The sequence below is a fragment of the Oxalobacter paeniformigenes genome (genome assembly GCF_027158465.1).
Lineage (GTDB): Bacteria > Pseudomonadota > Gammaproteobacteria > Burkholderiales > Burkholderiaceae_D > Oxalobacter > Oxalobacter paeniformigenes.
The window spans coordinates 1-24,964 of the sequence record NZ_JAMKYL010000010.1 but is presented as its reverse complement, the minus strand read 5'-3'; the positions used below and the strand labels follow the sequence as shown (position 1 = coordinate 24,964).

28 protein-coding genes are annotated in these 24,964 nt (G+C 52.9%); 21 read left to right on the top strand and 7 right to left on the bottom strand.

Annotated elements, in window-relative coordinates:
• The 11 genes from rpsI to iscX all read left to right on the top strand — a co-directional run.
• Positions 1-146, top strand: a 146-nt coding sequence (gene rpsI / locus NAI64_RS08835) for a 30S ribosomal protein S9 (RefSeq protein WP_269299729.1), incomplete at its 5' end; no start/stop codon positions are given.
• 162 nt (positions 147-308) lie between these two features.
• Positions 309-1,358, top strand: a complete 1,050-nt coding sequence (gene argC / locus NAI64_RS08830; protein ID WP_269299725.1) for an N-acetyl-gamma-glutamyl-phosphate reductase — start codon at positions 309-311, stop codon at positions 1,356-1,358.
• Between the two features lie 66 nt (positions 1,359-1,424).
• Positions 1,425-1,775, top strand: coding sequence for an iron-sulfur cluster insertion protein ErpA (erpA, locus tag NAI64_RS08825; protein ID WP_269299723.1), 351 nt, complete (start codon positions 1,425-1,427; stop codon positions 1,773-1,775).
• Between the two features lie 158 nt (positions 1,776-1,933).
• Positions 1,934-2,401, top strand: coding sequence for an Rrf2 family transcriptional regulator (locus NAI64_RS08820; protein WP_269299721.1), 468 nt, complete (start codon positions 1,934-1,936; stop codon positions 2,399-2,401).
• Between the two features lie 15 nt (positions 2,402-2,416).
• Entirely contained in the window at positions 2,417-3,682 is a 1,266-nt protein-coding gene (locus NAI64_RS08815) for an IscS subfamily cysteine desulfurase (RefSeq protein ID WP_269299719.1), read from the top strand.
• Between the two features lie 20 nt (positions 3,683-3,702).
• Positions 3,703-4,098 (top strand): Fe-S cluster assembly scaffold IscU, encoded by a 396-nt coding sequence (gene iscU, locus NAI64_RS08810; protein ID WP_269299717.1) that lies wholly within the window; start codon positions 3,703-3,705, stop codon positions 4,096-4,098.
• A 16-nt stretch (positions 4,099-4,114) separates the two neighbouring features.
• Positions 4,115-4,438: an iron-sulfur cluster assembly protein IscA gene (gene iscA, locus NAI64_RS08805; protein WP_269299715.1), complete on the top strand. Its 324-nt coding sequence runs from the start codon at positions 4,115-4,117 to the stop codon at positions 4,436-4,438.
• 16 nt (positions 4,439-4,454) lie between these two features.
• A complete protein-coding gene (gene hscB / locus NAI64_RS08800; protein WP_269299713.1) occupies positions 4,455-4,976 on the top strand; it encodes a Fe-S protein assembly co-chaperone HscB in 522 nt (173 codons plus the stop codon).
• Positions 4,977-4,978: 2 nt separating this feature from the next.
• Positions 4,979-6,844 carry a Fe-S protein assembly chaperone HscA gene (hscA, locus tag NAI64_RS08795; protein ID WP_269299711.1) on the top strand — a complete coding sequence of 622 codons (1,866 nt, stop codon included), beginning with the start codon at positions 4,979-4,981 and terminating at the stop codon, positions 6,842-6,844.
• Positions 6,845-6,860: 16 nt separating this feature from the next.
• Positions 6,861-7,199: an ISC system 2Fe-2S type ferredoxin gene (gene fdx / locus NAI64_RS08790; protein ID WP_269299709.1), complete on the top strand. Its 339-nt coding sequence runs from the start codon at positions 6,861-6,863 to the stop codon at positions 7,197-7,199.
• A 22-nt stretch (positions 7,200-7,221) separates the two neighbouring features.
• Positions 7,222-7,419, top strand: a complete 198-nt coding sequence (iscX, locus tag NAI64_RS08785; protein WP_269299707.1) for a Fe-S cluster assembly protein IscX — start codon at positions 7,222-7,224, stop codon at positions 7,417-7,419.
• Between the two features lie 21 nt (positions 7,420-7,440).
• Here the strand turns inward: iscX and smpB are convergent, their stop codons facing one another.
• Complete coding sequence (smpB, locus tag NAI64_RS08780) at positions 7,441-7,890, bottom strand: SsrA-binding protein SmpB (RefSeq protein ID WP_269299705.1); 450 nt, start codon at positions 7,888-7,890, stop codon at positions 7,441-7,443.
• Between the two features lie 57 nt (positions 7,891-7,947).
• Between smpB and NAI64_RS08775 the strand changes: the two genes are divergently transcribed.
• Both NAI64_RS08775 and NAI64_RS08770 read left to right on the top strand, forming a co-directional pair.
• Positions 7,948-8,382 (top strand): type II toxin-antitoxin system RatA family toxin, encoded by a 435-nt coding sequence (locus NAI64_RS08775; protein WP_269299703.1) that lies wholly within the window; start codon positions 7,948-7,950, stop codon positions 8,380-8,382.
• On the top strand, positions 8,375-8,683 hold the full coding sequence (locus tag NAI64_RS08770; RefSeq protein WP_269299701.1) for an RnfH family protein: 309 nt from the start codon (positions 8,375-8,377) through the stop codon (positions 8,681-8,683). The genes NAI64_RS08775 and NAI64_RS08770 overlap by 8 nt, the downstream gene beginning before the upstream one ends.
• Before the next feature lie 4 nt (positions 8,684-8,687).
• On the opposite strand, the gene NAI64_RS08765 is transcribed toward NAI64_RS08770, so the two are convergent.
• Positions 8,688-9,347, bottom strand: a complete 660-nt coding sequence (locus NAI64_RS08765; protein WP_269299699.1) for an arylesterase — start codon at positions 9,345-9,347, stop codon at positions 8,688-8,690.
• Here NAI64_RS08765 and NAI64_RS08760 point away from each other — a divergent pair.
• A complete protein-coding gene (locus NAI64_RS08760) occupies positions 9,346-10,050 on the top strand; it encodes an ABC transporter ATP-binding protein (protein WP_269299697.1) in 705 nt (234 codons plus the stop codon). The two genes, NAI64_RS08765 and NAI64_RS08760, sit on opposite strands and share 2 nt — an antisense overlap.
• On the opposite strand, the gene NAI64_RS08755 is transcribed toward NAI64_RS08760, so the two are convergent.
• Genes NAI64_RS08755 through NAI64_RS08745 form a run of 3 tightly spaced genes read right to left on the bottom strand, consistent with a single transcriptional unit; the run spans position 10,047 to position 11,626 of the window.
• Positions 10,047-10,652 carry a DUF3106 domain-containing protein gene (locus tag NAI64_RS08755; RefSeq protein ID WP_269299695.1) on the bottom strand — a complete coding sequence of 202 codons (606 nt, stop codon included), beginning with the start codon at positions 10,650-10,652 and terminating at the stop codon, positions 10,047-10,049. The two genes, NAI64_RS08760 and NAI64_RS08755, sit on opposite strands and share 4 nt — an antisense overlap.
• Before the next feature lie 15 nt (positions 10,653-10,667).
• Positions 10,668-11,057, bottom strand: coding sequence for a DUF3619 family protein (locus tag NAI64_RS08750; protein WP_331282624.1), 390 nt, complete (start codon positions 11,055-11,057; stop codon positions 10,668-10,670).
• A gap of 2 nt (positions 11,058-11,059) precedes the next feature.
• The gene (locus NAI64_RS08745; RefSeq protein WP_269299691.1) at positions 11,060-11,626 is read right to left on the bottom strand and encodes an RNA polymerase sigma factor; all 567 of its coding nucleotides are present in this window, start codon (positions 11,624-11,626) and stop codon (positions 11,060-11,062) included.
• A gap of 442 nt (positions 11,627-12,068) precedes the next feature.
• Here NAI64_RS08745 and NAI64_RS08740 point away from each other — a divergent pair, with 442 nt between their 5' ends.
• The 5 genes from NAI64_RS08740 (at position 12,069) to NAI64_RS08720 (ending at position 19,185) form a co-directional block, all read left to right on the top strand.
• Positions 12,069-13,787, top strand: coding sequence for an acetolactate synthase 3 catalytic subunit (locus NAI64_RS08740; protein WP_269299689.1), 1,719 nt, complete (start codon positions 12,069-12,071; stop codon positions 13,785-13,787).
• A 1-nt stretch (position 13,788) separates the two neighbouring features.
• Positions 13,789-14,280, top strand: coding sequence for an acetolactate synthase small subunit (ilvN, locus tag NAI64_RS08735; protein WP_269299688.1), 492 nt, complete (start codon positions 13,789-13,791; stop codon positions 14,278-14,280).
• A gap of 35 nt (positions 14,281-14,315) precedes the next feature.
• Positions 14,316-15,332 carry a ketol-acid reductoisomerase gene (gene ilvC / locus NAI64_RS08730; protein ID WP_269299686.1) on the top strand — a complete coding sequence of 339 codons (1,017 nt, stop codon included), beginning with the start codon at positions 14,316-14,318 and terminating at the stop codon, positions 15,330-15,332.
• A gap of 135 nt (positions 15,333-15,467) precedes the next feature.
• Complete coding sequence (mutS, locus tag NAI64_RS08725; protein ID WP_269299684.1) at positions 15,468-18,152, top strand: DNA mismatch repair protein MutS; 2,685 nt, start codon at positions 15,468-15,470, stop codon at positions 18,150-18,152.
• 82 nt (positions 18,153-18,234) lie between these two features.
• Positions 18,235-19,185 (top strand): hypothetical protein, encoded by a 951-nt coding sequence (locus NAI64_RS08720; RefSeq protein ID WP_269299683.1) that lies wholly within the window; start codon positions 18,235-18,237, stop codon positions 19,183-19,185.
• Here the strand turns inward: NAI64_RS08720 and recQ are convergent.
• Positions 19,154-21,013, bottom strand: coding sequence for a DNA helicase RecQ (gene recQ / locus NAI64_RS08715; RefSeq protein WP_407946928.1), 1,860 nt, complete (start codon positions 21,011-21,013; stop codon positions 19,154-19,156). The genes NAI64_RS08720 and recQ overlap by 32 nt on opposite strands.
• 16 nt (positions 21,014-21,029) lie before the next feature.
• Positions 21,030-21,860: an undecaprenyl-diphosphate phosphatase gene (locus tag NAI64_RS08710; protein WP_269299681.1), complete on the bottom strand. Its 831-nt coding sequence runs from the start codon at positions 21,858-21,860 to the stop codon at positions 21,030-21,032.
• A 435-nt stretch (positions 21,861-22,295) separates the two neighbouring features.
• Between NAI64_RS08710 and NAI64_RS08705 the strand changes: the two genes are divergently transcribed.
• Together NAI64_RS08705 and NAI64_RS08700 are read left to right on the top strand one after the other, a co-directional pair.
• Complete coding sequence (locus NAI64_RS08705; protein ID WP_269299680.1) at positions 22,296-23,516, top strand: efflux RND transporter periplasmic adaptor subunit; 1,221 nt, start codon at positions 22,296-22,298, stop codon at positions 23,514-23,516.
• 2 nt (positions 23,517-23,518) lie between these two features.
• A partial coding sequence (locus NAI64_RS08700; RefSeq protein ID WP_269299678.1) for an ABC transporter permease occupies positions 23,519-24,964 on the top strand: 1,446 nt, incomplete at its 3' end.

Below are 24,964 nucleotides of genomic sequence, written 5' to 3'. Positions count from 1 at the left end.
TCACCCGCGCACTGATCGATTACGACATCGGTCTGAAACCGGCCTTGTCCAAGGCTGGCTTCGTCACCCGTGACGCACGCGAAGTCGAACGTAAGAAAGTCGGCCTGCGCAAGGCACGTCGTGCAAAACAGTTCTCCAAACGTTAATCCATTTCATACAATACCGAACGGATATTGTAAATGGCTGTTTCATGAAGTCGTCCGGCATTGCCGGGCGGCTTTTTTTCTGTATGCAGTAACCGGGCAAAATACCGGTATTCCCGCTAAAATAGGCGGCATGTTTCTGTCAACTTCTTCTGTGAGGCTATCATGATCAAAGTCGGCATCGTCGGCGGCACAGGTTACACCGGCGTCGAACTTCTGCGTATTCTTTCCGCACACCCGAATGTCAAACTGACGGCCATTACATCACGGGGCGACAAGGGCACACACGTCGCCGATATGTTTCCGTCATTGCGTGGCATTGTCGATCTGTCCTTCACCTCGCCGGAGGAATCGGCGCTGAATGACTGCGATGTCGTCTTTTTCGCCACACCGCACGGCGTTGCCATGTCACACGCCAGGGAATTGCTTGCACACCATGTCAAAATCATTGATCTCGCAGCAGACTTCCGTCTGAAAGACACGGCTGAATTCGAAAAATGGTACGGCATGCCACACGCATGCCCGGATATTCTGACCGAAGCGATTTACGGTCTGGTTGAAGTCAATCGTGATGCCATCCGGAACGCACGTGTAATCGGCCTGCCGGGCTGCTATCCCACATCGGTCCAGCTGGGTTTTGCGCCGCTTTTGAGCCAGGACAAACCACTGGTTGACGAATCGAGACTCATCGCAGACTGCAAATCCGGCGTTTCGGGTGCAGGTCGCCGCGCTTCTGTCGGATCACTTTTTGCGGAATCGTCCGACAACTTCCATGCCTATGGTGTCAAGGGCCACCGCCATCTTCCTGAAATCGTCCAGGGACTGAAAGCCATCACCCGAAACACCCGTGAAATCGGCCTGACCTTCGTACCGCATCTGACCCCCATGATCCGCGGCATTCATTCCACGCTGTACGCAACCCTGCTTCCGGAATCGCGCGACACAGATTTCCAGAAACTGTATGAAACGCATTACCGTAACGATCCGTTTGTCGATGTACTGCCTGCAGGATCGCATCCTGAAACCCGTTCGGTCCGTGCATCGAACTACCTGCGTATCGCCGTACACCGTCCAGGCAACGGTAATACACTGGTCATCCTTGTCGTGGAAGACAATCTGGTCAAGGGAGCGGCCGGACAAGGCGTCCAGTGCATGAATCTGATGTTCGGACTGGATGAAACCACCGGTCTGAAGCAGGTTCCGGTATTGCCGTGACATGTTGCAAACACAAATCCCGCATCCTGTTTATAATGTGCCCATCTTTTCATTCCGGAGTAAATAATGAGTGACAATCAAGAAATGCCGGCACCGCTCATCTTCACCGACAGCGCCGCACGTAAAGTCGCTGAACTGATCGCCGAAGAAGGCAACCCCAACCTGAAATTGCGCGTGTTCGTCCAGGGCGGAGGCTGTTCCGGCTTCCAGTACGGCTTCACATTTGACGAAAACGCCCACGAAGACGACACGACCATGATGAAAAACGGTATCCAGCTGCTGATCGATCCCATGAGCTACCAGTACCTTGTCGGCGCCGAGATCGATTACAAGGAAGACCTTGACGGCGCACAGTTCGTCATCCGCAACCCGAATGTCACAACCACATGCGGTTGCGGCTCCTCTTTCGCACCCTGATCCCGTCCCGAACGGAAAGGCCACATACAGTGTCCTTTCCGTCCACCCGCGTAACATATTGTCATCCCGTTTTACGAAAAAAGCCCGCTGGCAGAGTTCTGTGTCCTTTGCTATACTTGACTAAAATATTCAACTAATAAACACACCGTCACGATTTTATGAGACTGACCACCAAAGGGCGTTTCGCCGTAACGGCCATGATCGATGTCAACCGGTACCAGCAGGGCGGACCGGTATCGCTGGCCGGTATCAGCGAACGGCAGGATATTTCCGTTGCCTATCTGGAACAGCTGTTTTCCAAACTCCGGCGTGGCAATCTGGTCAAATCCATCCGTGGCCCCGGCGGGGGATACGTTCTGGCAAGAGACGCCGGCGACATCACGATTGCCGACATTGTCTTTGCCGTGGACGAACCGCTGGACGTCACGCGCTGCGGCGGCAACGGCAACTGTGGAAAAGGCAGCATCAAATGCGTCACCCATAACTTGTGGGCCAGCCTCAATGAAAGAATCATCGATTATCTGGAATCCGTCACCTTATCGGATCTTTCAGGTACGAAAGCCGTGACGGCAACGCAAAACCAGCACACTGGCCATATCGGAATGTACGCGAAAACGGCGAAATAAAGGATAAAACACAGCATGAACACCACGGTACAACCTACACAATGCAGCATCTTGAAGGATTTCACGAAGGACGCCTCGCGACCGGTCTACATGGACTATTCGGCGACTACACCTGTCGACCCGCGTGTCGCCGAAAAAATGATTCCCTACCTGTGCGAAAAATTCGGCAATCCCGCCTCCAACAGCCATATGTACGGATGGGAAGAGGAAAAGGCCGTAGAAGAAGCACGTGGTCATGTCGCCGCACTGATCAATGCTGACGCCCGTGAAATCGTCTGGACATCCGGCGCCACGGAAGCAAACAACCTTGCAATCAAGGGAGCAGCACATTTTTACAAGACCAAGGGAAAACACATCATCACCGTCAAGACCGAACACAAATCCGTTCTTGATACTTTCCGCGAGCTGGAACGTGAAGGTTTTGAAGCAACCTACCTCGATCCTCAGGAAAACGGCCTCATCACGCTGGAACAACTGGAAAAAGCCATTCGTCCCGATACGATCCTGGTATCAGTCATGATGGTCAATAACGAAATCGGCGTCATCCAGCCGATCGACGAAATCGGCGAACTTTGCCGTGGCAAGGGCATTGTTTTCCACTGCGATGCCGCACAGGCTGCCGGCAAAATGGAAATCGACCTGCAAAAAACGAAAGTCGATCTGATGACGCTGACTGCACACAAGATTTGCGGACCGAAAGGTATCGGTGCCCTGTTTGTCCGCCGTCGCCCTCGTATCCGTCTGGAAGCGCAAATGCATGGCGGCGGTCATGAACGCGGTATGCGTTCCGGCACGCTGGCCACTCACCAGATCGTCGGTATGGGCGAAGCCTACCGCATCGCACGCGAAGAAATGCCTTCGGAAATCGCACGTATCCGCATACTGGCCAAACGGCTGGCTGACGGCCTGTCGCAGATCGAAGCCGTCGTATTCAATGGCGACATGGTTCACCGCATTCCGCACAACCTCAACGTCAGCTTCAACTATGTCGAAGGCGAATCACTGATGATGGCCATGAAAGGACTGGCCGTCTCGTCCGGTTCGGCATGCACATCCGCCAGCCTGGAACCGTCCTACGTGCTTCGTGCACTGGGCAGAAGCGATGAACTGGCACACAGCTCGATCCGTTTCACGATCGGCCGTTTCACGACAGAAGAAGAAGTGGACTTCGCCATCGAACTGGTCAAGACACAGGTCGCCAAACTGCGTGAACTTTCCCCACTGTGGGACATGTACAAGGAAGGTATCGACATCAACACCATTCAGTGGGCCACCCACTGAAACGGTCACCGGAGAACACCATGACATACTCTAACAAGGTCATCGATCACTATGAAAACCCGCGCAATGTCGGCAGCTTCGACAAGGATGACGACACCGTCGGAACCGGCATGGTCGGCGCACCGGCATGTGGCGACGTGATGCGTTTGCAAATCAAGGTCAATTCCGAAGGCAAAATCGAGGACGCCCGTTTCAAGACTTACGGATGCGGTTCCGCCATCGCATCAAGTTCGCTGGTCACGGAATGGGTCAAGGGCAAGACACTGGATGAAGCCCTGCAAATCAAGAATTCGGACATCGCTGATGAACTGGCATTGCCCCCGGTCAAGATTCACTGCTCGATTCTGGCCGAAGATGCCATCAAGGCGGCGATCAGCGACTATCGCAAACGCCAGGAAAAAAAGAACGAGGCATGAAAGGACGGAAACCATCATGGCAATTACACTCACAGAAAAGGCTGCCAGACACGTCACCCGCTTTCTGGAACGCCGCGGCAAAGGTATCGGCTTGCGTTTCGGTGTTCAGACAACCGGTTGTTCAGGCATGTCCTACAAACTCGAATATGTCGACGAACCGGGTACGGACGATACGGTTTTCGAATCGAACGGCGTCAGGATTTTCGTCGATCCGAAAAGCCTGCCCTATCTGGACGGCACGGAACTCGATTTCGTCCGCGAAGGCTTGAACGAAGGTTTCAAGTTCCGTAACCCGAATGTAAAAGACACCTGCGGTTGCGGCAACAGCTTCAGGGTTTGAACCGGTCATCTTCGTCATGCAGAACCATTTCGAACTTTTCGGTCTGCCGGTACAATTCGCCGTCGATCGCACCATGCTCGATGAGGCTTACCGCAAAATACAGCATCTGGTACATCCGGACCGTTTCGTGACGGCAACCGAAACGGAAAAACGGGCTGCCATGCAATGGGCGGCGACGGCCAATGACGCCTACAAGACCCTTCGTGATCCACTCAGACGCGCCATCTATCTGTGCGAAATCAACGGTTATAACGTACGGAAAGAAACGCACGTATCCATGGATCCGGACTTTCTGATGCAACAGATGCAATGGCGTGAGACCCTGGAAGAAGCGCGCGACTCCGGAGACCGCCATGTGTTGCATGCGCTCGATGAACAACGCAGGCAATCGCGCGAAGAATGCCTGCAATGCCTTGAAACATTCCTGAACCAACACCAATTCGAACAGGCTGCCCGTGAAACACGGAAACTGATGTTCCTCGAAAAATTCGGCGAGGAAATCAGCCGGTTCGCTGACGGTCCTGACTCCACAAACTGAACATGGCACTTCTCCAGATTGCAGAACCCGGCATGTCCGCGGCTCCCCACCAGTTCCGTCTTGCCGTCGGTATCGATCTCGGCACGACCCATTCGCTTGTCGCGACTGTCCGCAACAGTATTCCTGAAGTACTGGAAGACGAACAGCGCCGGCCATTGCTGCCCTCTGTCGTCCGTTATTTCGCTGACGGGCACACCGAAGTCGGCTATGCCGCCAGACAGGCGCAAAACAGCGATCCGAAAAATACCATTGCATCTGTCAAACGTCTGATGGGACGCACACTCTCGGATATCACCAACCTCGAAAGCCTGCCCTACCAGTTCGTCGATCATCCCGGCATGGTCAGAATCGCCACGGTAGCCGGAGAAAAAAGCCCGGTCGAGGTCTCTGCCGAAATTCTTGCCAGACTCAGATACCGTGTCGAAGATGCATTTGACGAGCCGCTTGCCGGAGCGGTCATTACCGTGCCCGCCTACTTCGACGACGCACAACGTCAGGCTACCAAGGACGCCGCAAAACTCGCAGGCATTCATGTCCTGCGTCTCCTGAGCGAACCGACAGCCGCTGCGATCGCCTATGGTCTGGACAATGCGCCGGAAGGTATTTATGCCGCATACGATCTCGGTGGCGGAACATTCGACATTTCTATTCTGAAACTGAACAAGGGTGTTTTCGAAGTACTGGCCACCGGTGGCGACTCCCGACTGGGCGGCGACGATTTCGACCACCGCATATTCTGCTGGATCATCGAAAAAGCACACCTCAAACCGCTTTCTCCCGAAGACAAGCAACAGCTGATGACCAAAGCCCGCGAAGCGAAAGAACGCCTGTCAGCACGTGCGCGAGTAACCATCAACACCATTCTTTCGTCAGGCGAAAAAATCAATCTGGAACTGACCGCCCGTGCCTTTGAACAGATGACCCATCCGCTTGTCTGCAAAACCATGCAGCAAGTCAAGAAAACCATTCGTGACGCAGGACTCACCGTCCCCGACATCGATGGTGTCATTCTGATTGGTGGCGCCACACGAATGCCGCATATCCGACGGCAAATACAAAAACTGTTCGGCAAAAAACCCCACGCTTCGATCGACCCGGAAAAGGTCGTGGCACTCGGTGCCGCCACACAGGCGAATCTTCTGGCAGGAAACCGCGCGCCTGGCGACGACTGGCTTTTGCTCGATGTCACACCGCTTTCCCTGGGCATTGAAACCATGGGAGGACTGGTGGAAAAGATCATTCCGCGAAACTCTACCATTCCCTGCACCTATGCACAGGAATTCACGACCTTCAAGGACGGACAGACCGCACTGGCCATTCACGTCCTGCAAGGCGAACGCGAACTGGTCGATGATTGCCGCTCACTGGCACGCTTCGAATTGCGCGGTATCCCGCCGATGGCAGCCGGCGTTCCTCGTATCCGCATCACCTTTCAGGTCGATGCCGACGGTCTGCTCTCCGTCTCGGCGCGAGAAACCATTTCAGGTACTGAAGCATCCATCACCGTCAAGCCATCCTACGGCCTGACCGATATGGAAATCGTCAAAATGCTTGAGGAATCCGGAAAAAATGCCGAAAACGACATGCAGCTGCGCGCCCTGAAGGAAGAACAGGTCGAGGCCAGACGTACGATCCAGGCAACGGAAACGGCATTGAATACCGATGGCGATCTTCTGGACGAAACGGAACGCGCGACAATCGAACAACTCATTGCCGATACACGCCGACATCTGCAAGGCGACTCGGCAACCGTCCTGCACGATGCAGTCGAGGCCTTGACAAAAGGTACTGAACAATTCGCCGCCAGACGCATGAACCGCAGTATCCGGAAAGCTCTTTCCGGCAAGGCGATCAAGGACGTTATCTGAATTTACCGGAGACAACATGCCAAAAATTACAGTATTGCCCCATGAGGCACTTTGTCCGGATGGTGCGGTCATTGACGCCCGTTCAGGTCAGTCGATTTGCGATGCCCTTCTGGACAACCATATCGAAATCGAACACGCTTGCGGAAAATGCGGTGCATGCAGTACCTGCCATGTCATCATCCGCAAGGGATTTTCCTCGCTTTCGGAAATGAGCGAAAAGGAAGAAGACATGCTCGACAGGGCATGGGGGCTGGAAGCAGAATCACGTCTTTCCTGTCAGGCAAAAGTCGGCGAAGAAGACCTGACGGTCGAAATACCGAAATACACCATCAATCTCGTCAGCGAAAACCGCTGACAAACCTGTGGAAAACCGTATTATGAAATGGTCCGATACCCAAAGAATCGCCGAAGAACTGACCGATCGTTATCCGGATACCGATCCTCTGAGTGTCCGCTTCACGGATCTGCACGACTGGATTTGCCGTCTGGACGGGTTCGACGACGACCCCAACCGTTCCAATGAAAGAATCCTCGAAGCCATCCTGATGGCCTGGATAAAGGAAGCACAGGACTGATGCGGCATCTCCGGCATTTTGTCAGCGCCGGTTCTGCTTCATGATCTGCTGCTGTTCGCGTTGCCAGTCGCGTGCTTTCTCGGTTTCCCGTTTGTCATACTGCTTTTTGCCTTTGGCCAGACCGATTTCGCACTTGATTCGCCCCTTGGAAAAATGCAGGTTGAGCGGCACCAGCGTATAACCGGCACGTTCCACCTTGCCGATCAACTTGTTGATCTCGGATGCATGCATCAGCAATTTCCTGTCGCGAACCGGATCCGGTTTGACATGCGTCGATGCCGTCGGCAACGGACTGATATGTGCCCCAAACAAAAATATCTCGCCTGCGCGGACAATGACATACGCCTCTTTGAGTTGCACCCGGCCTGCGCGGATGGACTTGACTTCCCAGCCCTCCAGCGCCATACCCGCTTCAAAGCGTTCTTCGATAAAATAATCGTGAAATGCTTTTTTATTATCGGCAATAGTCATAAACGCACACGCTTCCTTGTATAAAATAGCGATTTTATCAAAATCACTCACGTCCAGATGACGATCGTACACAAATCGGTATTGCTCAATTACAGCGCAGCGCAAATGTATGCACTGGTCAACGACATGGAAAGCTACCCTTCCTTTCTGCCATGGTGTGACCGGGTCGAAATCCAGCGTGATCCGGATGGACAGACGGTAGTCGCTTCCATCTTCCTGAACTTTTGCGGCATCACGCAAAGTTTCACGACATGCAACACCCATACCGAACCGTCATCCATCCGGATGAAACTCATCCGTGGCCCATTCCGCCGGCTGGACGGGCAATGGACATTCAGTGCGCTGGATGACAACCGTTGCCGCGTCGAGCTGTACCTGAATTACGAATTTTCACATTTCTTTCTTGAAAAACTGCTGGGACCTGTTTTCGATATGGTCACCAACAGTCTGGTAGATTCTTTTTGCGAGCGTGCACGGAAAATCCATGGATAACAGAAATATATCCGCCGGACAACCGGTCGCCGTTCAGGTCTGTTATGCTGAAACGGATCGTCAGATCATGATCGACATGACCGTTGCCGAAGGCACCCGGCTGATCGATGCCATCCGGCAAAGCGGCATTGAAAAAGAACTGTCCATCACCGTCAAAGAAGGACAGGTCGGCATTTTCGGCAAGAAAAAAACTTTCGATACCGTCCTGGGCGAAGGCGACCGTATCGAAATCTACCGCCCGCTGGCCGCCACCCCGCAGGAATTGCGACGCCGTCGCCTTCAGAACGGCAACAACGCCTGACCGTTCATTTCAGCAACGGTTCGAGAAAAGGCCACACATTGTCCAGCATGACAGGTTGTGCCTCGGCTACCGGGTGAATATTGTCGCTCTGGAACAAATCGTCACGTTCGGCCACCCCTTTCAGGAAAAAAGGCACCAGAGATACCTTGCCCTTTTTCGCTAGCGCGGAATACACACCGGCGAAATCACGTGTATAGGCTTGTCCGTAATTGGGAGGAATCTGCATCCCCAGAAGCAAAACTGTTCCTTTCTGCTTCTTCACCATCTCCACCATGGCCAGCAAATTGTCATATATCGATTTGACAGGAAAACCACGCAATCCGTCATTGGCCCCCAACTCGATCACCACGACCGTAGGCGCATACCGTTTAAGCAAGGCAGGCAACCTTGCCCTGCCACCGCTGGACGTATCACCGCTGATGCTGGCATTGACGATCGTGATTTCCGGATAATCCTTTTTCAGCCGTTTTCCCAGCAAATCGACCCAGCCGGTTCCCTTTTCCAGACCATACCCTGCCGAAAGGCTGTCTCCCAATACCAACACTGTCTTTTGTGCAGCCCAGGCGGGATGTCCGGAAAAAAGACATAATAAAAACAGGACGGCAACGACATGCCGCCAATGAAATACCGGCAACTTGTGCCAGAAGATACCCGATATCTCCATGCAAAACACTCCTTGTCTCCATCATCCTGCCATTGAGGCCGTCCATCTGCACAAAACGGTTGCGGATGCGACCGATACGCTCACCATCTTGCAAGACATCCATTTCAGCATTCCGGAAAATGAAACCGTCGCCATCATCGGCGCTTCCGGTTCCGGAAAAACGACGCTGTTAAGCCTTCTGGCAGGTCTGGATACACCGACAGCAGGAACCGTCAGATTGTGCGGCATCGATATTTTCGCCATGAACGAAGATGAACGCGCCATGCTGCGGAAAAAATTGCTGGGTTTCGTATTCCAGTCATTCCAGCTGCTGCCGCATCTGACTGCACTGGAAAACGTCATGCTGCCGCTGGAACTGCAAGGTGCCCCGGACGCGGCAGCACGGGCAAGTTCCCTGCTGGAACGTGTCGGACTGTCATCACGTACACGACATTATCCCAGATACCTTTCCGGCGGAGAACAGCAGCGCATCGCACTGGCACGTGCCTTCATCACTGAACCGCCGCTTCTGTTCGCCGACGAACCGACCGGCAATCTCGACACCAAAACAGGACAAGACATTATCGAACTGATGTTCGCTATGCACAGGGAACATCGCATGACACTGGTGCTCGTAACGCATGACATGGAAATCGCGACAAAATGCCATCGTGTCATTGAAATCCGTGATGGAAAAATGATGACGGGCAAGCCGGAACGCTAACGCCAGTATTCCGGCATCTCGTCTTGTGAATGCGCGCTTTTTCCCGAACGCTGTTTGAGCGGCTCGACGACAGCATTGTCACTTTGTTCGCCGTCCAGTCTGGTCAAACGCCGTTTCATTCTTGCTCTTTCCGCCAGCGCCCGTTTTTTTTCTTCCGGCAATTTCTGGTATTCCTGCCACTTTTGCGACTTGTGTTCCGGATCGAGTTTTCTGAATCCCAGATAATTCTGTCTGGCCAGCCGCCGCTGTTCTGGCGTCATGCCCAACCAGTCCCGGATATGATTCCGGAAACGCTGTCTTTTCTCCGGAGACATATTTTCCATCTTGTGCGCAATCGCCAGCCATTTCTTTTTCTGTGCCGGGCTTAACTGTCCCCATGTATTTTCAAGCGGTGCCAGCGACTCTTTCTCGGCAGGCGTCAGACTGTCCCATGAATCGGCGGCTTCCGTTTTCTCACATGCCTGTTCCATGCCGAAAAATGCCCGCAGGCCATCCATCGGCAAAAGGGCATAAACCGCGCCGACTGCAACGGCAAGCAGAATCACCGCTACAGCCCCCCACAAGGGAAGCCTCTTCCTGCCAGAACGATGCCCTTCGCTCATTCCACAAACCCCGGTTTACGATTTGTCAGCGACATAGGCCCTGAAACCGGTATCCGCATAAGCGGACGGCGGCAACTCATCCGACAAGACGGCGATGTCTATATCCGTGATTTCCCGAATCTGCCGCTGTTGTTCATAATGGAATATACCTGTCAGGCCGACCGCCAGCACCAGCACAGGCAGTCCAAGTCCCAGCTTCGTCCTCCATGAGGAGCCGCCAGAAAAACCACCGGTCACACCGGCAAACACCTGCTGAAAAACATTCGCATAAAGTGGCGTCGTCTTCTTGCGGCCGAGTGCCGCCAGACGTGCCTGTTCAAGCCGCTGCACGATAGTGTCGGGCATATCATCGAGTTTTTCGTTCAATGCATGGCGCACCTTGTAAGCGAAATTTTCCTCATTCATGTTCATAGCTCAATCCCTCTTGCCTTGAGCGCTTTTGCCAGCGCATGAGCCGCACGCGAACAATGCGTCTTGACGCTCCCTTCGGAACAATTCATCGCCTCTGCCGTTTCCGCGACATCCATATCATTCCAGTAACGCATCAAAAACGCTTCCCGTTGACGGGCCGGCAATTTTTCGATTTCCTCTTCGATAATTGTCAATACCTGTGCCCGTTCGAGCTTGTCGGCGGACGATTCCACCACTTCATTGCCTTCATCGCCCTGATAAACATCGAGCAAGTCGAAATCGTCATCGTCACTGTTGGCCGACATGCTCGAAAAAAGGCTGACCCAGGTGTTCCTGACCTTCTCACGCCGGAAAAAATCGCTGATCGTATTCTGAAGGATACGCTGAAACAGCATCGGCAATTCCGAAGCCGGTCTGTCACCGTATTTTTCCGCAAGCTTGATCATCGCATCCTGAACGATGTCCAAAGCCGTTTCATCACGCCTGACTGCATAGACAGCCTGCTTGAACGCCCGTTTTTCGATGCTTGCCAGAAAGTCAGATAATTCTTTGTCCGTTGCCATGCGAATTGGCAGGAAACCCAGCCATACAGAAATAAATAAGACGCGGCGTCCGGCCACGTCAAACAGGTGCACATGCTAGCAAAGAAAAACCTGCTTGTGCAGATAGTGGTGTAAAATTACTTGTTTTATACAATTGCCGAAGTATTGTAAATTTGTAAAATTGAGTAGCGCTTGATCAAAATATCGAAAGCGATTATCTGCTAGCCGCTGCATTACCCTGCGGCGGATCGTTTTCTCACATGGTGTCCATCATGCCGCCTGTCGTGAAAACTTGCTTTGCTGTTTTGAAAGCTGTTTGCTCTGACCCGCGCCACAAGCGCGAGAAATTGATACTTGTTTTGCTGTGTTTCGCAATAGAATGAGAGAATTGCCCTTTGCAATTCCGGTTTCGTCAGGAAAGAGCATCCGATCAATTTCCAGTGGACCTTGAAAGGAAAGAATTATGAGTTTAGAAATGACAGGTTCCGACATCCTTGTCAGGAGCCTGGCCGAAGAAGGAGTAGAGCACGTTTTCGGATATCCCGGTGGTGCCGTCCTCTATATTTACGACGCCATCTACAAGCAGGACAAATTCAAGCATATTCTTGTCCGTCATGAACAGGCTGCCGTCCATGCGGCAGATGCCTACGCAAGAAGTTCCGGCAAGGTCGGGGTCGCACTGGTGACATCCGGCCCGGGCGTCACCAATGCCGTCACGGGACTGGCCACCGCCTATATGGACTCCATTCCGCTCGTACTGATCAGCGGCCAGGTTGCCACCCACGCCATCGGTTCCGATGCATTCCAGGAATGTGACGCCGTCGGTATCACACGTCCTTGCGTCAAACACAATTTTCTGGTCAAGGACGTCCGCGATCTGGCCGTCACCATCAAGAAAGCGTTCTATATCGCTTCCACAGGCCGTCCGGGACCTGTCCTGATCGACATTCCCAAGGATGTCAGCATGCAATCCTGCATTTTCGACTATCCGAAGGAAATCGAAATGCGTTCCTACAAACCGATCGACAAGGGACATACCGGCCAGATCCGCAAGGCCGTCCAGATGATGCTTCAGGCCGAACGTCCTCTCGTCTATGCAGGGGGTGGCGTCATCCTGTCCGACTCCGCACCCGAACTGAACAAACTGGTCGACCGTCTGGGCATGCCATGCGTCAACACCCTTCAGGGGCTGGGCGGCTATCGCGCATCCAGTGAAAAATACATCGGCATGCCAGGCATGCACGGCAAGTATGAAGCCAACCTGGCCATGCAGCATTGCGATGTCCTGATCGCAGTCGGCGCACGTTTCGATGACCGCGTTATCGGCAACCCCGAGCACTTCTCGAAAGTCGACCGCAAGATCATCCATATCGATATCGATCCTTCGTCGATTTCCAAACGCGTCAAGGTCGATATTCCGATCGTCGGCAACGTCAAGGACGTTCTGCAGGAAATGCTCGCACAGCTCGATGCGGCACCTGCCGGCTCGATCAATCCGCAGGCACTGGCTCCGTGGTGGGCGCAGATCAATGAATGGCGCAAGAAAGATTGCCTGAAATACGCCTATTCCGACCAGATCATCAAACCGCAATTCGTGATCGAAAAACTGTGGGAAGTCACCAAGGGTGATGCCTATATCGCTTCGGACGTCGGCCAGCACCAGATGTGGGCCGCACAATACTATCCGTTCGACAAGCCGCGTCGCTGGCTCAACTCCGGCGGTCTGGGAACGATGGGTGTCGGTCTGCCCTATGCCATGGGTATCCAGATGGCCAATCCGGGTGCGACCGTCGCCTGTATCACGGGCGAAGGCTCCATCCAGATGAACATTCAGGAACTGGCAACTTGCAAACAGTACAACCTGACGCCGAAGATCATCATGCTCAACAACGGTGTCCTCGGTATGGTTCGCCAGTGGCAACGTCTGGACTACGAGTCACGCTACTCGGAAACCTATGTCGCTTCCCTGCCGGATTTCAACAAGCTGGCCGAAGCATACGGTCATGTCGGATTCCGGATCGAAAAACCGGCCGATGTGGAAGGCGCGTTGCGCGAGGCTTTCTCGATGAAAGACAAACTGGTATTCATGAATTTCCTGACGGATTCCTCGGAAAACGTCTGGCCGATGGTCAAGGCAGGCAAGGGTCTGACCGAAATGCTGATGAGTCTGGAGGACAAATAAAATGCGGCATATCATTTCTGTTCTTTTGGAAAATGAAGCGGGCGCGCTTGCCCGTGTCGTCGGCCTGTTCGCCGCTCGCGGATACAATATCGAAACCCTGAACGTCGCACCAACCGAGGACCCGACTCTCTCTCGCATGACGATCGTCACCATTGGTTCGGAAGCCGTCATCGAACAGATCACCAAACATCTGAATCGTCTGATCGAAGTCGTCAAGGTGGTCGATCTGACGGACGGCTATTTCGTCGAACGCGAAATGATGCTGATCAAGATCCGCGCTGTCGGCAAGGAACGTGAGGAAATCAAGCGTACAACGGATATCTTCCGTGGACGCATCATCGATGTCAGCGATCGCGCCTATACGGTCGAGCTGACCGGAGACAAGGCAAAACTCGACGCATTCATCGATTCGATCGACCGTGCGGCCATTCTCGAAACCGTCCGTTCCGGCGGCTCCGGAATCGGTCGTGGCGAACGTGTTCTGAAAGTGTAAACGGTTGTATTTTTTTATTAGGATTAGGAAGCATAATGAACGTTTTTTATGATAAAGACTGTGATCTGTCTTTAATTAAAGCCAAAAAAGTCGCCATCATCGGCTATGGTTCCCAGGGACACGCCCATGCACTGAACCTGCATGACTCCGGTGTCGATGTTACGGTAGGTCTGCGCAAAGGCGGCAACTCCTGGAGCAAGGCTGAAAACGCTGGTCTGAAAGTCAAGGAAGTCAAGGATGCCGTCAAGGATGCAGACGTCATCATGATGCTGCTGCCTGACGAAAACATTCCCGAAGTCTATAACGAAAGCGTCGCACCTGTCGCCAAACAGGGTGCCGTTCTGGCTTTCGCACACGGATTCAACGTCCATTACGGCCAGGTCATTCCACGTGCCGACTTCGACGTCATCATGATCGCACCGAAAGCACCGGGCCATACCGTTCGCAGCACCTACACCCAGGGCGGTGGCGTTCCGCAGCTGATCGCCGTTTATCAGGACAAATCCGGCAAGGCACGTGACATCGCACTGTCTTACGCCATGGCCAATGGCGGCGGCCGTGCCGGTATCATCCAGACCACTTTCCGTGAAGAAACCGAAACCGACCTGTTCGGCGAACAGGCCGTTCTGTGCGGCGGCGCCGTCGAACTGATCAAGGCAGGTTTCGAAACGCTGGTCGAAGCCGGTTATGCACCGGAAATGGCATACTTCGAATGCTGCCATGAACTGAAACTGATTGTCGATCTGATCCACGAAGGCGGCATCGGCAACATGAACTACTCCATTTCCAACAATGCCGAATATGGCGAATACGTCACCGGTCCGAAAGTCATCACCGAACAGAGCAAGAACGCCATGCGTCAGGCCCTGAAAGACATCCAGACTGGCGAATACGCCAAGAGCTTCATTCTGGAAAACAAGGCAGGCGCACCGGTTCTGCTGTCCCGTCGTCGCTTGACTGCCGAACACCAGATCGAACAGGTCGGCAGCCGTCTGCGTTCGATGATGCCATGGCTGGCCAAGAACAAACTGGTCGACCAGAGCAAGAACTGATTTCCCTTTCGGGGAACATGTCGGAAAAGAGCGCCTTGTGCGCTCTTTTCTGTTTCTGCTTCAGATGCTGCATTAACATGGAAAACCGTATCGGTTACACTGTCGGATATCTTTGCAAAGCAGCTTTTCAATTCCATGACCCCTCCATCCCGACGAGCATCTTCCAGCAAAAACGCCATTACCGAATCTTCAAAGCACACACCGATGATGCAGCAATATCTCCGTATCAAGGCGGAACATCCCGACATGCTGCTCTTGTACCGGATGGGCGATTTTTATGAACTGTTCTTCGAAGATGCCGTCACGGCATCGCAAATTCTCGGCATCGTCCTGACGCAAAGATCATCGACAGGACAAAATGTGGCCATGGCAGGCATTCCCTTCCATGCGCTGGATCAGTACCTCGCAAAACTGATCGCCACTGGCCAGTCGGTCGCCATATGCGAACAGATCGGCGATCCCGCGACCAGCAAAGGGCCAGTCGAGCGCAAGGTCGTCCGTATCGTCACTCCCGGAACACTGACCGACTCCAACCTTTTGCCAGAAAAAGCCGACCGTCCGTTACTGGCGGTTTGTTGCCAGAAAAACAAAAAGCAATGGCAACTGGGTATGGCATGGCTTTCACTCTCCGGCGGTTCACTGAAGCTGTGTGAAATAACTGTCGATGACAAAACCTTTGCCAGCCGTTTGCAACAGGAAACCGAACGTATTGGCGCTGCGGAAATTCTGGTACCAGACGGATTCGACCCGGAATGTCTGGCAGGCTTTTCAGCGCGTATCGTAACGGTACCGGCCTGGCATTTCGACAGGGATAACGGCGAAAAGGAATTGATGGAACAGCTCGCCGTCGCCACGCTCGATGGATTCGGTGCATCCGGACTGAACCCAGCGCTCGGAGCCGTGGGTGCCATTCTGAAATATGCCCATGCGACACAATCGCAAAATCTCCGCCATGTCCGTAACCTGTCCGTCGAAACGGAAAGCGATTACATCGCCATGGACGCCATGACACGGCGCAATCTTGAACTGACTGAGCCGATCCGATTCGACAGCGTCAAAAACCAGTCACCGACCCTTTTGGCGGAACTGGATCATTGCAGAACCGCCATGGGTTCTCGTCTCCTAAGGCACTGGTTGCATCATGCCTGCCGCACACAGTCCGTGGCCCGTTCCCGGCATGCGGTCATTACGGCATTGTCAGACGCCTGCGTTATTGACGGTTTGCGCAGCATACTGTCCAACATTCCCGACATCGAACGCATCGTTTCCCGCATCGCCCTGTATTCGGCGCGTCCCCGTGATCTGACAGCCTTGCGATCGGGATTGCAACAACTCCCCGGTGTGCGTTCCTATCTGGATCAGTGCGTCATGGAAGATGACTCTTCACTGCTGCGAGACATTTATCGCAATCTGGCCGTTCCGCAAGCTTGCCTCGATCTGCTCGAACATGCCCTTGTCGACGAACCCTCGGCCATGATCCGCGAAGGCGGTGTTATTGCACCGGGATTCAATGCCGATCTGGACGAACTGCGTGCACTCGCCGAAAACGCTGGACAGTTTCTTGTCGATCTGGAGACACGGGAAAAAGAACGCACCGGAATCGCCAACCTGCGTGTGGAATATAACCGGGTACACGGATTTTATATCGAAGTCACACAAGGCCAACTCTCGAAAGTCCCCGACGACTACCGCCGCCGACAAACCCTCAAAAACACCGAACGGTTCATCACGCCGGAACTCAAGGCATTCGAGGACAAGGTGCTTTCGGCACGCGAAAGGGCACTGGCTCTTGAAAAAACACTCTATGAACAACTGTTGCAGGATCTGACGGCCTATATCGCACCTTTGCAGCAAATCGCCCGGCATGCTGCCCTCCTCGATGTCCTGAATGCGCTGGCTTTTCACGCAGTAAAATCGGGCTGGACGAAACCGGAACTTGTCGAAGAACCAGTCATTCATATCGAACAGGGGCGCCATGCCGTAATCGAAAACCGGATCGAACGCTTCATCGCCAACGATTGCGACCTGTCGGCCAACCGAAAATTCCTGTTGATCACCGGTCCCAATATGGGGGGCAAATCCACCTATATGCGCCAAACCGCCCTGATCGTGCTGCTGGCGTATATCGGCAGTTTCGTTCCCGCCGCTCGCGCTGTCATCGGACCGATCGACCGAATATTCACCCGTATCGGCGCAGCCGACGATCTGGCCGGGGGCCGCTCCACTTTTATGGTCGAAATGACGGAAGCCGCATCCATCCTCAACGGCGCGACAGAACAATCACTGGTTCTGATGGATGAAATCGGCAGAGGCACATCCACTTTCGACGGTCTGGCACTGGCATGGGCCATCGCACACCATCTGATTGAACACAACAACAGTTTCACCCTGTTCGCCACCCATTATTTTGAATTGACGCAGCTGCCAGATACTTGTCCGACAGCCGCCAACGTCCATCTGTCTGCTATCGAACACAAGGACCGTATCGTTTTCCTGCACGCAGTGGAACCCGGTCCTGCCTCGCAAAGCTATGGACTTCAGGTAGCCAAACTGGCAGGCGTTCCGGCCACCGTCATTCGGGTCGCACGCAAGCATCTGGCGGAACTGGAATCCCATTTCATCATCGACCAGAACCAGCTCAGTCTGTTTGCGACGCCATTACCTGACGATACGGAACAAGCCGAAGAAAAAACGGAGGATTTCCGTTTCCAGCCTGTCGTCGATTCACTTCAACAACTCGATCCGGATACACTTTCTCCGCGCGAGGCCCTGAACGTTTTGTATGACCTGAAAAAACAATTACAATCCCTGCTACCATAACGATTATCCGGACTGCCTGTGCAAGCGCTCGTGATGCCAGGCAGTCCTTCCTGTATCCGGTTTTCCGTTTTCGTTGGCTGCCATGAAAAAATGGATTCTTTTTTTGCTGCTGGCCATCACGGCAACTGCACAGGCTGCCGAAACCGGCAATACGTTTCATTTTCTGGCCATGAGCCAGCCACAACTGCGCGATAACGGACCGAAACTCGAAGCTGCATTCGGCAAGCTGGCTCATGCACATCCTGCTTTCGTCGTCATCAACGGCATCAAATCGGAAAAAGAAGCGTGCAGCGACGAGCTGTACTACCAGCGCAAGGAACTGGCCAACTCCGTGAATCTGCCGGTCGTGTTGTCACTGTCCAACGCCGACTGGGTCAATTGCCGCAACCGGTATGGCGACTCGCTGGCGATAGAACGATTGATCCGTCTGAAACAAATCTTTTTCGATGGTGCCGATTCACTGGGTATGACACCGCTTGCATTGACGCGACAATCACTGGGAAACCAGTTCGCCAATTATCCGGAAAACGCATACTGGCTCAAAAACTCCATCCTGTTCGCTACCCTGCACATGCCGTCCGACAACAACCATTATCTTGCCGCCGCAGGCCGGAACAATGAATTCGAGGATCGAACCGTCGCCAACCGCAACTGGCTAGATCGGCTTTTTCGCATGGCGAACCGTCATCACTACAAAGGTATTGTTCTGTTTTGCGACGGCAATCCATATGCCGCCATGCCAAAAGAACATTCATCGGCTACCTTGCGGGACGGTTTCCGTGAAATCCGCCAAAAACTGGATACATTGATCTCACGTTATCCCGGACGTGTCCTGCTTATTCACGGCCAAAATACATCGCGCCACGAAGAAATCGTCTGGCGAGATCGCCTGGGTACGCTGGGATTGACGCCTGACTGGATACGGATCGACGTCGCACCCGGTTCACAGCACCTTTTTCAGGCAACTCCGGCTTTCAAAAAAAACGACAAGGCAAAACGCGTCATTCGTCAGAAGACTCGTCAAACCCGCTGACCAGTTCCAGAATATCACGCCCCCACATGGACAACCGCTTGCTGCCCATGCCTGCAATATGTAAAAGGTCATCCGGTGTTTTCGGTTTGATCACTGCAATTTCGCGTAATGTCGCATCCTGCAAAATCACATAAGCCGGCATGTTCTGCCGACGTGCGACTTCCATACGCCACCACTTGAGCCGCTCCATGAGTTTTTGTTCCTGAGGTGGCAAGGCTGGCTGACCGGTAGTAATCGACAACGTCTTGCGTTTTTTGTCTGGCCGTACATACGGCCGCAAAAAAACTTTCGTCTCGCCTTTGAGAACCGGTCGTGCCTTTTCAGTCAATTTCAGCGCATTGTACTCATCATGATCGGCGAATACATATTCCGCTGCAACTGCCTGACGCAAGACGGAACGCCATTCCGCCGCACTTTTTCCCCTGCCGATGCCGAAAGTCGACAACTCATGATGGTGCCACTGCAATACCCGCTCCGAATGAATACCGCGCAATACATCAATCACATGCAATGCGCCGAATCGCTGTCCGACACGATAGATTGTCGAAAGCAGTTTTTGCATATCTTCCGTACCGTCTTGCGCGACCGGTGGCGAAAGACAGACATCACAATTGCCGCACGGTTCGGACGATTCACCGAAATATTCCAGCAAACGGACACGCCTGCATGTCAACGACTCGCAAAAACCGAGCAAGGCCTCGAGTTTTTCCTTCTGAATCCGGCGATGCACCATATCGGCATCCGATTCATCGATCATGCGACGCTGCAATACCACATCCTGAAGACCATAGGCCATCCATGCCGTCGCCGGCTGTCCGTCGCGTCCTGCACGCCCCGTTTCCTGATAGTAGCCTTCCATACTTCGCGGCATATCCAGATGTGCGACGAAACGGACATCCGGCTTGTCGATTCCCATACCGAAAGCGATAGTCGCCACCATGACGATACCGTCCTCCCTCAAAAACCGTGCCTGATTTTCGGCTCGAACGGCATGATCCAGACCAGCATGATACGGCAATGCCGATATATGTTGTTCCGTCAGAAAGGCAACCGTTTCTTCCACCTTGCGTCTGGACAGACAATAGACGATACCGGCCTGTCCCGAATGCCTCGTCCTGATGAAATCCAGCAACTGTCTACGGGCGTTTTCTTTCTCGACGATGATGTAACGGATATTTGGACGATCGAAGGATGAAATGAATTGCCTTGCACTGTCCAGCTTCAGACGACTGACGATTTCCTCGCGAGTCTGCCGGTCGGCCGTTGCCGTCAACGCCACACGCGGTACATCGGGGAAACACTCATGCAACACCGACAGCTGGATATATTCCGGACGGAAATCATGCCCCCACTGTGAAACGCAATGGGCTTCATCGATGGCGAAAAGAGAAATTTCGGCCTTTTTCAGCCAGTTAAGGCACCTCGGAGTCACCAGTCTTTCCGGAGCGATATACAACAAATCCAGTTCGTTTTTCAACACGGCCTGTTCGACTTGCAACACCTCATCGTAAGACTGTGTCGAATTCAGATAAGCGGCCCTGACACCCGCCGTTTCCAACGCATCGACCTGATCCTGCATCAGGGCGATCAATGGAGAAACGACCACCCCGACGCCATGCCGGATCATCGCCGGTATCTGGTAACACAACGACTTGCCGCCCCCTGTCGGCATAAGCACCAACGCGTCATGGCCGGATGTGATATGGGCAATAATGTCCTGTTGTTGCCCACGAAACGCAGGATAACCGAAAACCGTCCGCAATATTTCCAGCGCGCGTGAAGCGTGATCCGGTACCGCCTGACTGTCTCCTATATTTGATATATGCAAAACTCTGCCCGTCTACTTACTCCACCCATGCAATCCAGCCATAGTGAGCACTTACGAGAACAAAAATACCGAAAGCAATACGATACCATGCAAAAGGAATGAAACTGTGCGAACTGATATAACGCAACAACCAGCGAACACAGAAAAAGGCGGAAACGAAAGCGGAAATGGTTCCGACCGTAAACAACGGCACATCCGATGCTGTCAACAGTGCATGTTCCTTGAAAATCGAATAGACGGCAGCGCCGAACAATGTCGGCATCGCCAGAAAAAAGGAAAATTCCGTCGCGGCCTTGCGTGACAAACCGAAAAGCATCCCGCCGATAATCGTCGCACCGGAACGGCTGGTCCCCGGAATCAACGCAAAAGCCTGTGCACATCCGACCTTGAAGGCATCGACGACCGTCATATCGTCGACCGATTCCACTCGGGATACAGGATTTTTCATATTCCTTTTTTCCACGAAAATAATCAGCAACCCGCCTGCGATAAATGCGGCGGCCACCGGAGCGGGATAAAAAAGGAAATCCTGTATGGCACGACTGAACAACACGCCCAAAATGGCCGCAGGCAAAAAAGCGACGACCAGATTGAGAACGAACTTGCGATCACGTGAATTGGTAAACATTCCTCTGACGACACTGACTATCTTCTGACGATAGACCCAGACGACAGACAACATGGCGCCCGACTGGATGGCGATCGAGAAAACCTTGACATTGTCGCCTGTAAAATCCAGCAGGCTACCGGCAAGAATAAGATGCCCTGTCGATGAAATGGGAAGAAACTCAGTGCAGCCTTCGACGATTCCCATAATGAAGGCTTTCAAAACCAAAACAAAATTCATGAAAAGGCCAGTCAGCAATTCAGTCTGAAAAAACGGATATCGGTTTTATCCGTCATAAAAAACGCTCATCATACTCAAAAAAGCGCTACCGATAAATAATTATTTGTTGTGTGCTGCCCAGACATCCACCATATGCCGGATCATGAGATCGTACCGTCCGGAGACAGTACCCGAAAGAAACCCGGATTGCCAGGAAAAACGGCATTTTCCACATAAAGGCAACAAGATATTTCACTTTATTTTATTTGTAACAAGTTGTGGGATAGCATGCACATTTGTCTGAAAAACACTAAATTCATCACATGATTTCAGACAGGTTAATCGTTATACTTCCGCATATCCACAAAATATGGACATACCATAACGACATACGTTCCGGTATGCCTTTTCCCGGAAAAAGCGGATACGACACAACATTGCAATGAGCCCAGTTTCATGAACATTCCAGACAAGATAAAACAACTCAAAAAACCCAAAATCTGGATCGGTGCATCCACGATTATCGTTTTGATTGCCGCTGCCGTGTTGTTCTGGATCATGACACAGGAAGACGACGTCACCTACATGACCGAAAGAGTCCGTTCCGGCAATATCAATCAGGTCGTCGAGGCAACCGGTGAAGTCGCCGCCGTAAATCTGGTCAGTGTCGGTGCCCAGGTCTCCGGCCAGATCAAAAAACTTTATGTGGTGTTGGGGCAAGAAGTCAAACAGGGTGAAATGATCGCCGAAATCGACTCCCAGACACAGGAAAACACGTTGAATACAGACAAGGCCAAGCTGAGCAACTACAAGGCACAGCTTGAAGCACGAAAAATCATTCTCAATATTTCCAAAAAACAGTACGACCGCGAACTGGTGTTGATAAAAACCAATTCCACATCGCAGGAAAGCCTGGAAAACGCACGCAACGCCTATGCCACCGCAAAAGCCAATGTCAACGAAATGGAATCGTTGATCACACAGACCCAGATCGCCATCAATACCGATGAAACGAACCTGGGTTACACCAAGATCAGGGCTCCGCTGGACGGCACCATCGTTTCCGTTCCGGTTGAAGAAGGACAGACAGTCAACGCCAACCAGACCACGCCGACGATCGTCCAGATCGCCAACCTCAACGATATGGAAATCGATATCGAAATCTCCGAAGGCGACATCACCAAGGTCAAACCCGGCATGGATGTGACCTACACCATCCTGTCCGAGCCGAACACGATCTTCAAGGCAAAGCTCGACTCCATAGACCCCGGACTGACCACGCTGACCGACGGCAGTTACGACAAAAGTTCATCGACATCCACAAGCAGTTCATCCAGCTCGGAAGCCGTTTATTACTACGGCAGAGCCTATGTCGAAAATCCCGAAGGCAAACTCCGTATCGGCATGATGACCCAGAACACCATTCATGTCACCTCGGCAGAAAACGTACTGATCGTACCCAGTATCACGATCACATCACGCCAGGACAAACACTACGTACGTGTGCTTTCCGACGACAACAATGTCGAACGGCGTGAAGTCGAAGTCGGCATATCCGACGGTGTCTATACCGAAATCCGCTCCGGACTTGCCGAAGGCGAACGCGTCATATCGTCCGAAGTCATCAAGGGTGAACAAGTCAGTAGTTCTTCCAGAATGCGCAGACCGAGGATTTGACCATGAACATCATCGAACTGCGCGGCATCAACAAGATTTACGGCACCGGAGAAAATCAGGTTCGTGTTCTGAAAGATATCGATCTGGATATCGAATCGGGTGATTTCGTGGCCATCATCGGCCAGTCCGGTTCGGGAAAATCGACCCTGATGAACATTCTCGGTTGTCTGGATACCGCCAGCTCCGGCAACTACAAGATCGCTGGTGAAAACGTCGCCGGCATGACGCCGGACCAGCTGGCATCGCTGCGCAGCCAATATATCGGCTTCATTTTCCAGCGTTACAATCTCCTTTCCACGCTAAGCGCCGAAGCCAATGTCGAACTGCCTGCAATTTATTCAGGCCTGAAACAGCAGGCACGTCTGGCCAGAGCCGATCAGCTGCTCGCCGATCTGGATCTCGGCAACCGTACCAGTCACTTGCCATCCGAATTATCAGGCGGCCAGCAACAGCGCGTCAGTATCGCACGTGCCCTCATGAACGGCGGAGACATCATCCTCGCCGACGAACCGACCGGAGCGCTGGACTCCAAAAGCGGCGAAAACGTCATGGCCATTTTAAAGACCCTCAACGACAAGGGGCACACCATCATTCTGGTCACGCACGACAAGAACGTCGCCAATTACGCAAACCGCATCATCGAGATCAAGGACGGCGCCATCATCGCGGACGAACGCCGCAAGCCGAACAAAAACAGCGCACAGGAATACCATCCCAAGGAAGACAACCGCAATACTTTCGCGTACTTCAAGGATCAGTTCTCGGAAGCATTCAGAATGTCCATCCAGGCTATCCGCGCCCACAAGATGCGTTCCATTCTGACCATGCTGGGAATTATCATCGGCATTGCCTCAGTCGTATCCGTTGTGGCGCTGGGCAAAGGTTCGCAGGAAAAAATCCTTGCAGACATCAATTCCATGGGAACGAACACGATCGTCATCATGCCGGGACACGGCTTCGGCGACCGCAATTCCAGCAAATACAAAACCCTGACCGTTCATGACTCCGATCTGCTTGCACGACAAACCTACGTGGACAGCGCGACACCGGCTGTCAGTTCCTCAGGAACATTGACATGGCAAAACATTTCCGTCACTGCCCAACTGCAAGGCGTCGGTGAACAGTACTTCGATGTCAAGGGGCTGGGAGCGGAAGAAGGCCGCTTCTTCAATCGTGAAGACGTCAAAAAAGGCAGCGCCGTCGTCGTGATCGACCAGAACACCAAGGAAAAACTGTTTCCGCATGGTGGAGAGATACTCGGCAATACCATCATCTTCAACCGCCAGCCGCTGAAAATCATCGGCATTTCCGAAAAACAGAATGCCAATTTCGGACCATCCGACACACTGACCATGTGGGCACCTTATACCGCCGTCATGAACCGAATTACAGGCGACCGGAACATTTCATCGATTACCGTCAAGGTCAAAGACGACGTCAGCATGGCA

Bases quoted from the DNA above. Each gene is read 5' to 3' on its own strand.
- argC (WP_269299725.1), top strand. From the start codon at position 309: ATGATCAAAGTCGGCATCGTCGGCGGCACAGGTTACACCGGCGTCGAA.
- erpA (WP_269299723.1), top strand. From the start codon at position 1,425: ATGAGTGACAATCAAGAAATGCCGGCACCGCTCATCTTCACCGACAGC.
- NAI64_RS08820 (WP_269299721.1), top strand. From the start codon at position 1,934: ATGAGACTGACCACCAAAGGGCGTTTCGCCGTAACGGCCATGATCGAT.
- NAI64_RS08815 (WP_269299719.1), top strand. From the start codon at position 2,417: ATGAACACCACGGTACAACCTACACAATGCAGCATCTTGAAGGATTTC.
- iscU (WP_269299717.1), top strand. From the start codon at position 3,703: ATGACATACTCTAACAAGGTCATCGATCACTATGAAAACCCGCGCAAT.
- iscA (WP_269299715.1), top strand. From the start codon at position 4,115: ATGGCAATTACACTCACAGAAAAGGCTGCCAGACACGTCACCCGCTTT.
- hscB (WP_269299713.1), top strand. From the start codon at position 4,455: ATGCAGAACCATTTCGAACTTTTCGGTCTGCCGGTACAATTCGCCGTC.
- hscA (WP_269299711.1), top strand. From the start codon at position 4,979: ATGGCACTTCTCCAGATTGCAGAACCCGGCATGTCCGCGGCTCCCCAC.
- fdx (WP_269299709.1), top strand. From the start codon at position 6,861: ATGCCAAAAATTACAGTATTGCCCCATGAGGCACTTTGTCCGGATGGT.
- iscX (WP_269299707.1), top strand. From the start codon at position 7,222: ATGAAATGGTCCGATACCCAAAGAATCGCCGAAGAACTGACCGATCGT.
- smpB (WP_269299705.1), bottom strand. From the start codon at position 7,890: ATGACTATTGCCGATAATAAAAAAGCATTTCACGATTATTTTATCGAA.
- NAI64_RS08775 (WP_269299703.1), top strand. From the start codon at position 7,948: ATGACGATCGTACACAAATCGGTATTGCTCAATTACAGCGCAGCGCAA.
- NAI64_RS08770 (WP_269299701.1), top strand. From the start codon at position 8,375: ATGGATAACAGAAATATATCCGCCGGACAACCGGTCGCCGTTCAGGTC.
- NAI64_RS08760 (WP_269299697.1), top strand. From the start codon at position 9,346: ATGCAAAACACTCCTTGTCTCCATCATCCTGCCATTGAGGCCGTCCAT.
- NAI64_RS08765 (WP_269299699.1), bottom strand. From the start codon at position 9,347: ATGGAGATATCGGGTATCTTCTGGCACAAGTTGCCGGTATTTCATTGG.
- NAI64_RS08755 (WP_269299695.1), bottom strand. From the start codon at position 10,652: ATGAGCGAAGGGCATCGTTCTGGCAGGAAGAGGCTTCCCTTGTGGGGG.
- NAI64_RS08750 (WP_331282624.1), bottom strand. From the start codon at position 11,057: ATGAATGAGGAAAATTTCGCTTACAAGGTGCGCCATGCATTGAACGAA.
- NAI64_RS08745 (WP_269299691.1), bottom strand. From the start codon at position 11,626: ATGGCAACGGACAAAGAATTATCTGACTTTCTGGCAAGCATCGAAAAA.
- NAI64_RS08740 (WP_269299689.1), top strand. From the start codon at position 12,069: ATGAGTTTAGAAATGACAGGTTCCGACATCCTTGTCAGGAGCCTGGCC.
- ilvN (WP_269299688.1), top strand. From the start codon at position 13,789: ATGCGGCATATCATTTCTGTTCTTTTGGAAAATGAAGCGGGCGCGCTT.
- ilvC (WP_269299686.1), top strand. From the start codon at position 14,316: ATGAACGTTTTTTATGATAAAGACTGTGATCTGTCTTTAATTAAAGCC.
- mutS (WP_269299684.1), top strand. From the start codon at position 15,468: ATGACCCCTCCATCCCGACGAGCATCTTCCAGCAAAAACGCCATTACC.
- NAI64_RS08720 (WP_269299683.1), top strand. From the start codon at position 18,235: ATGAAAAAATGGATTCTTTTTTTGCTGCTGGCCATCACGGCAACTGCA.
- NAI64_RS08710 (WP_269299681.1), bottom strand. From the start codon at position 21,860: ATGAATTTTGTTTTGGTTTTGAAAGCCTTCATTATGGGAATCGTCGAA.
- NAI64_RS08705 (WP_269299680.1), top strand. From the start codon at position 22,296: ATGAACATTCCAGACAAGATAAAACAACTCAAAAAACCCAAAATCTGG.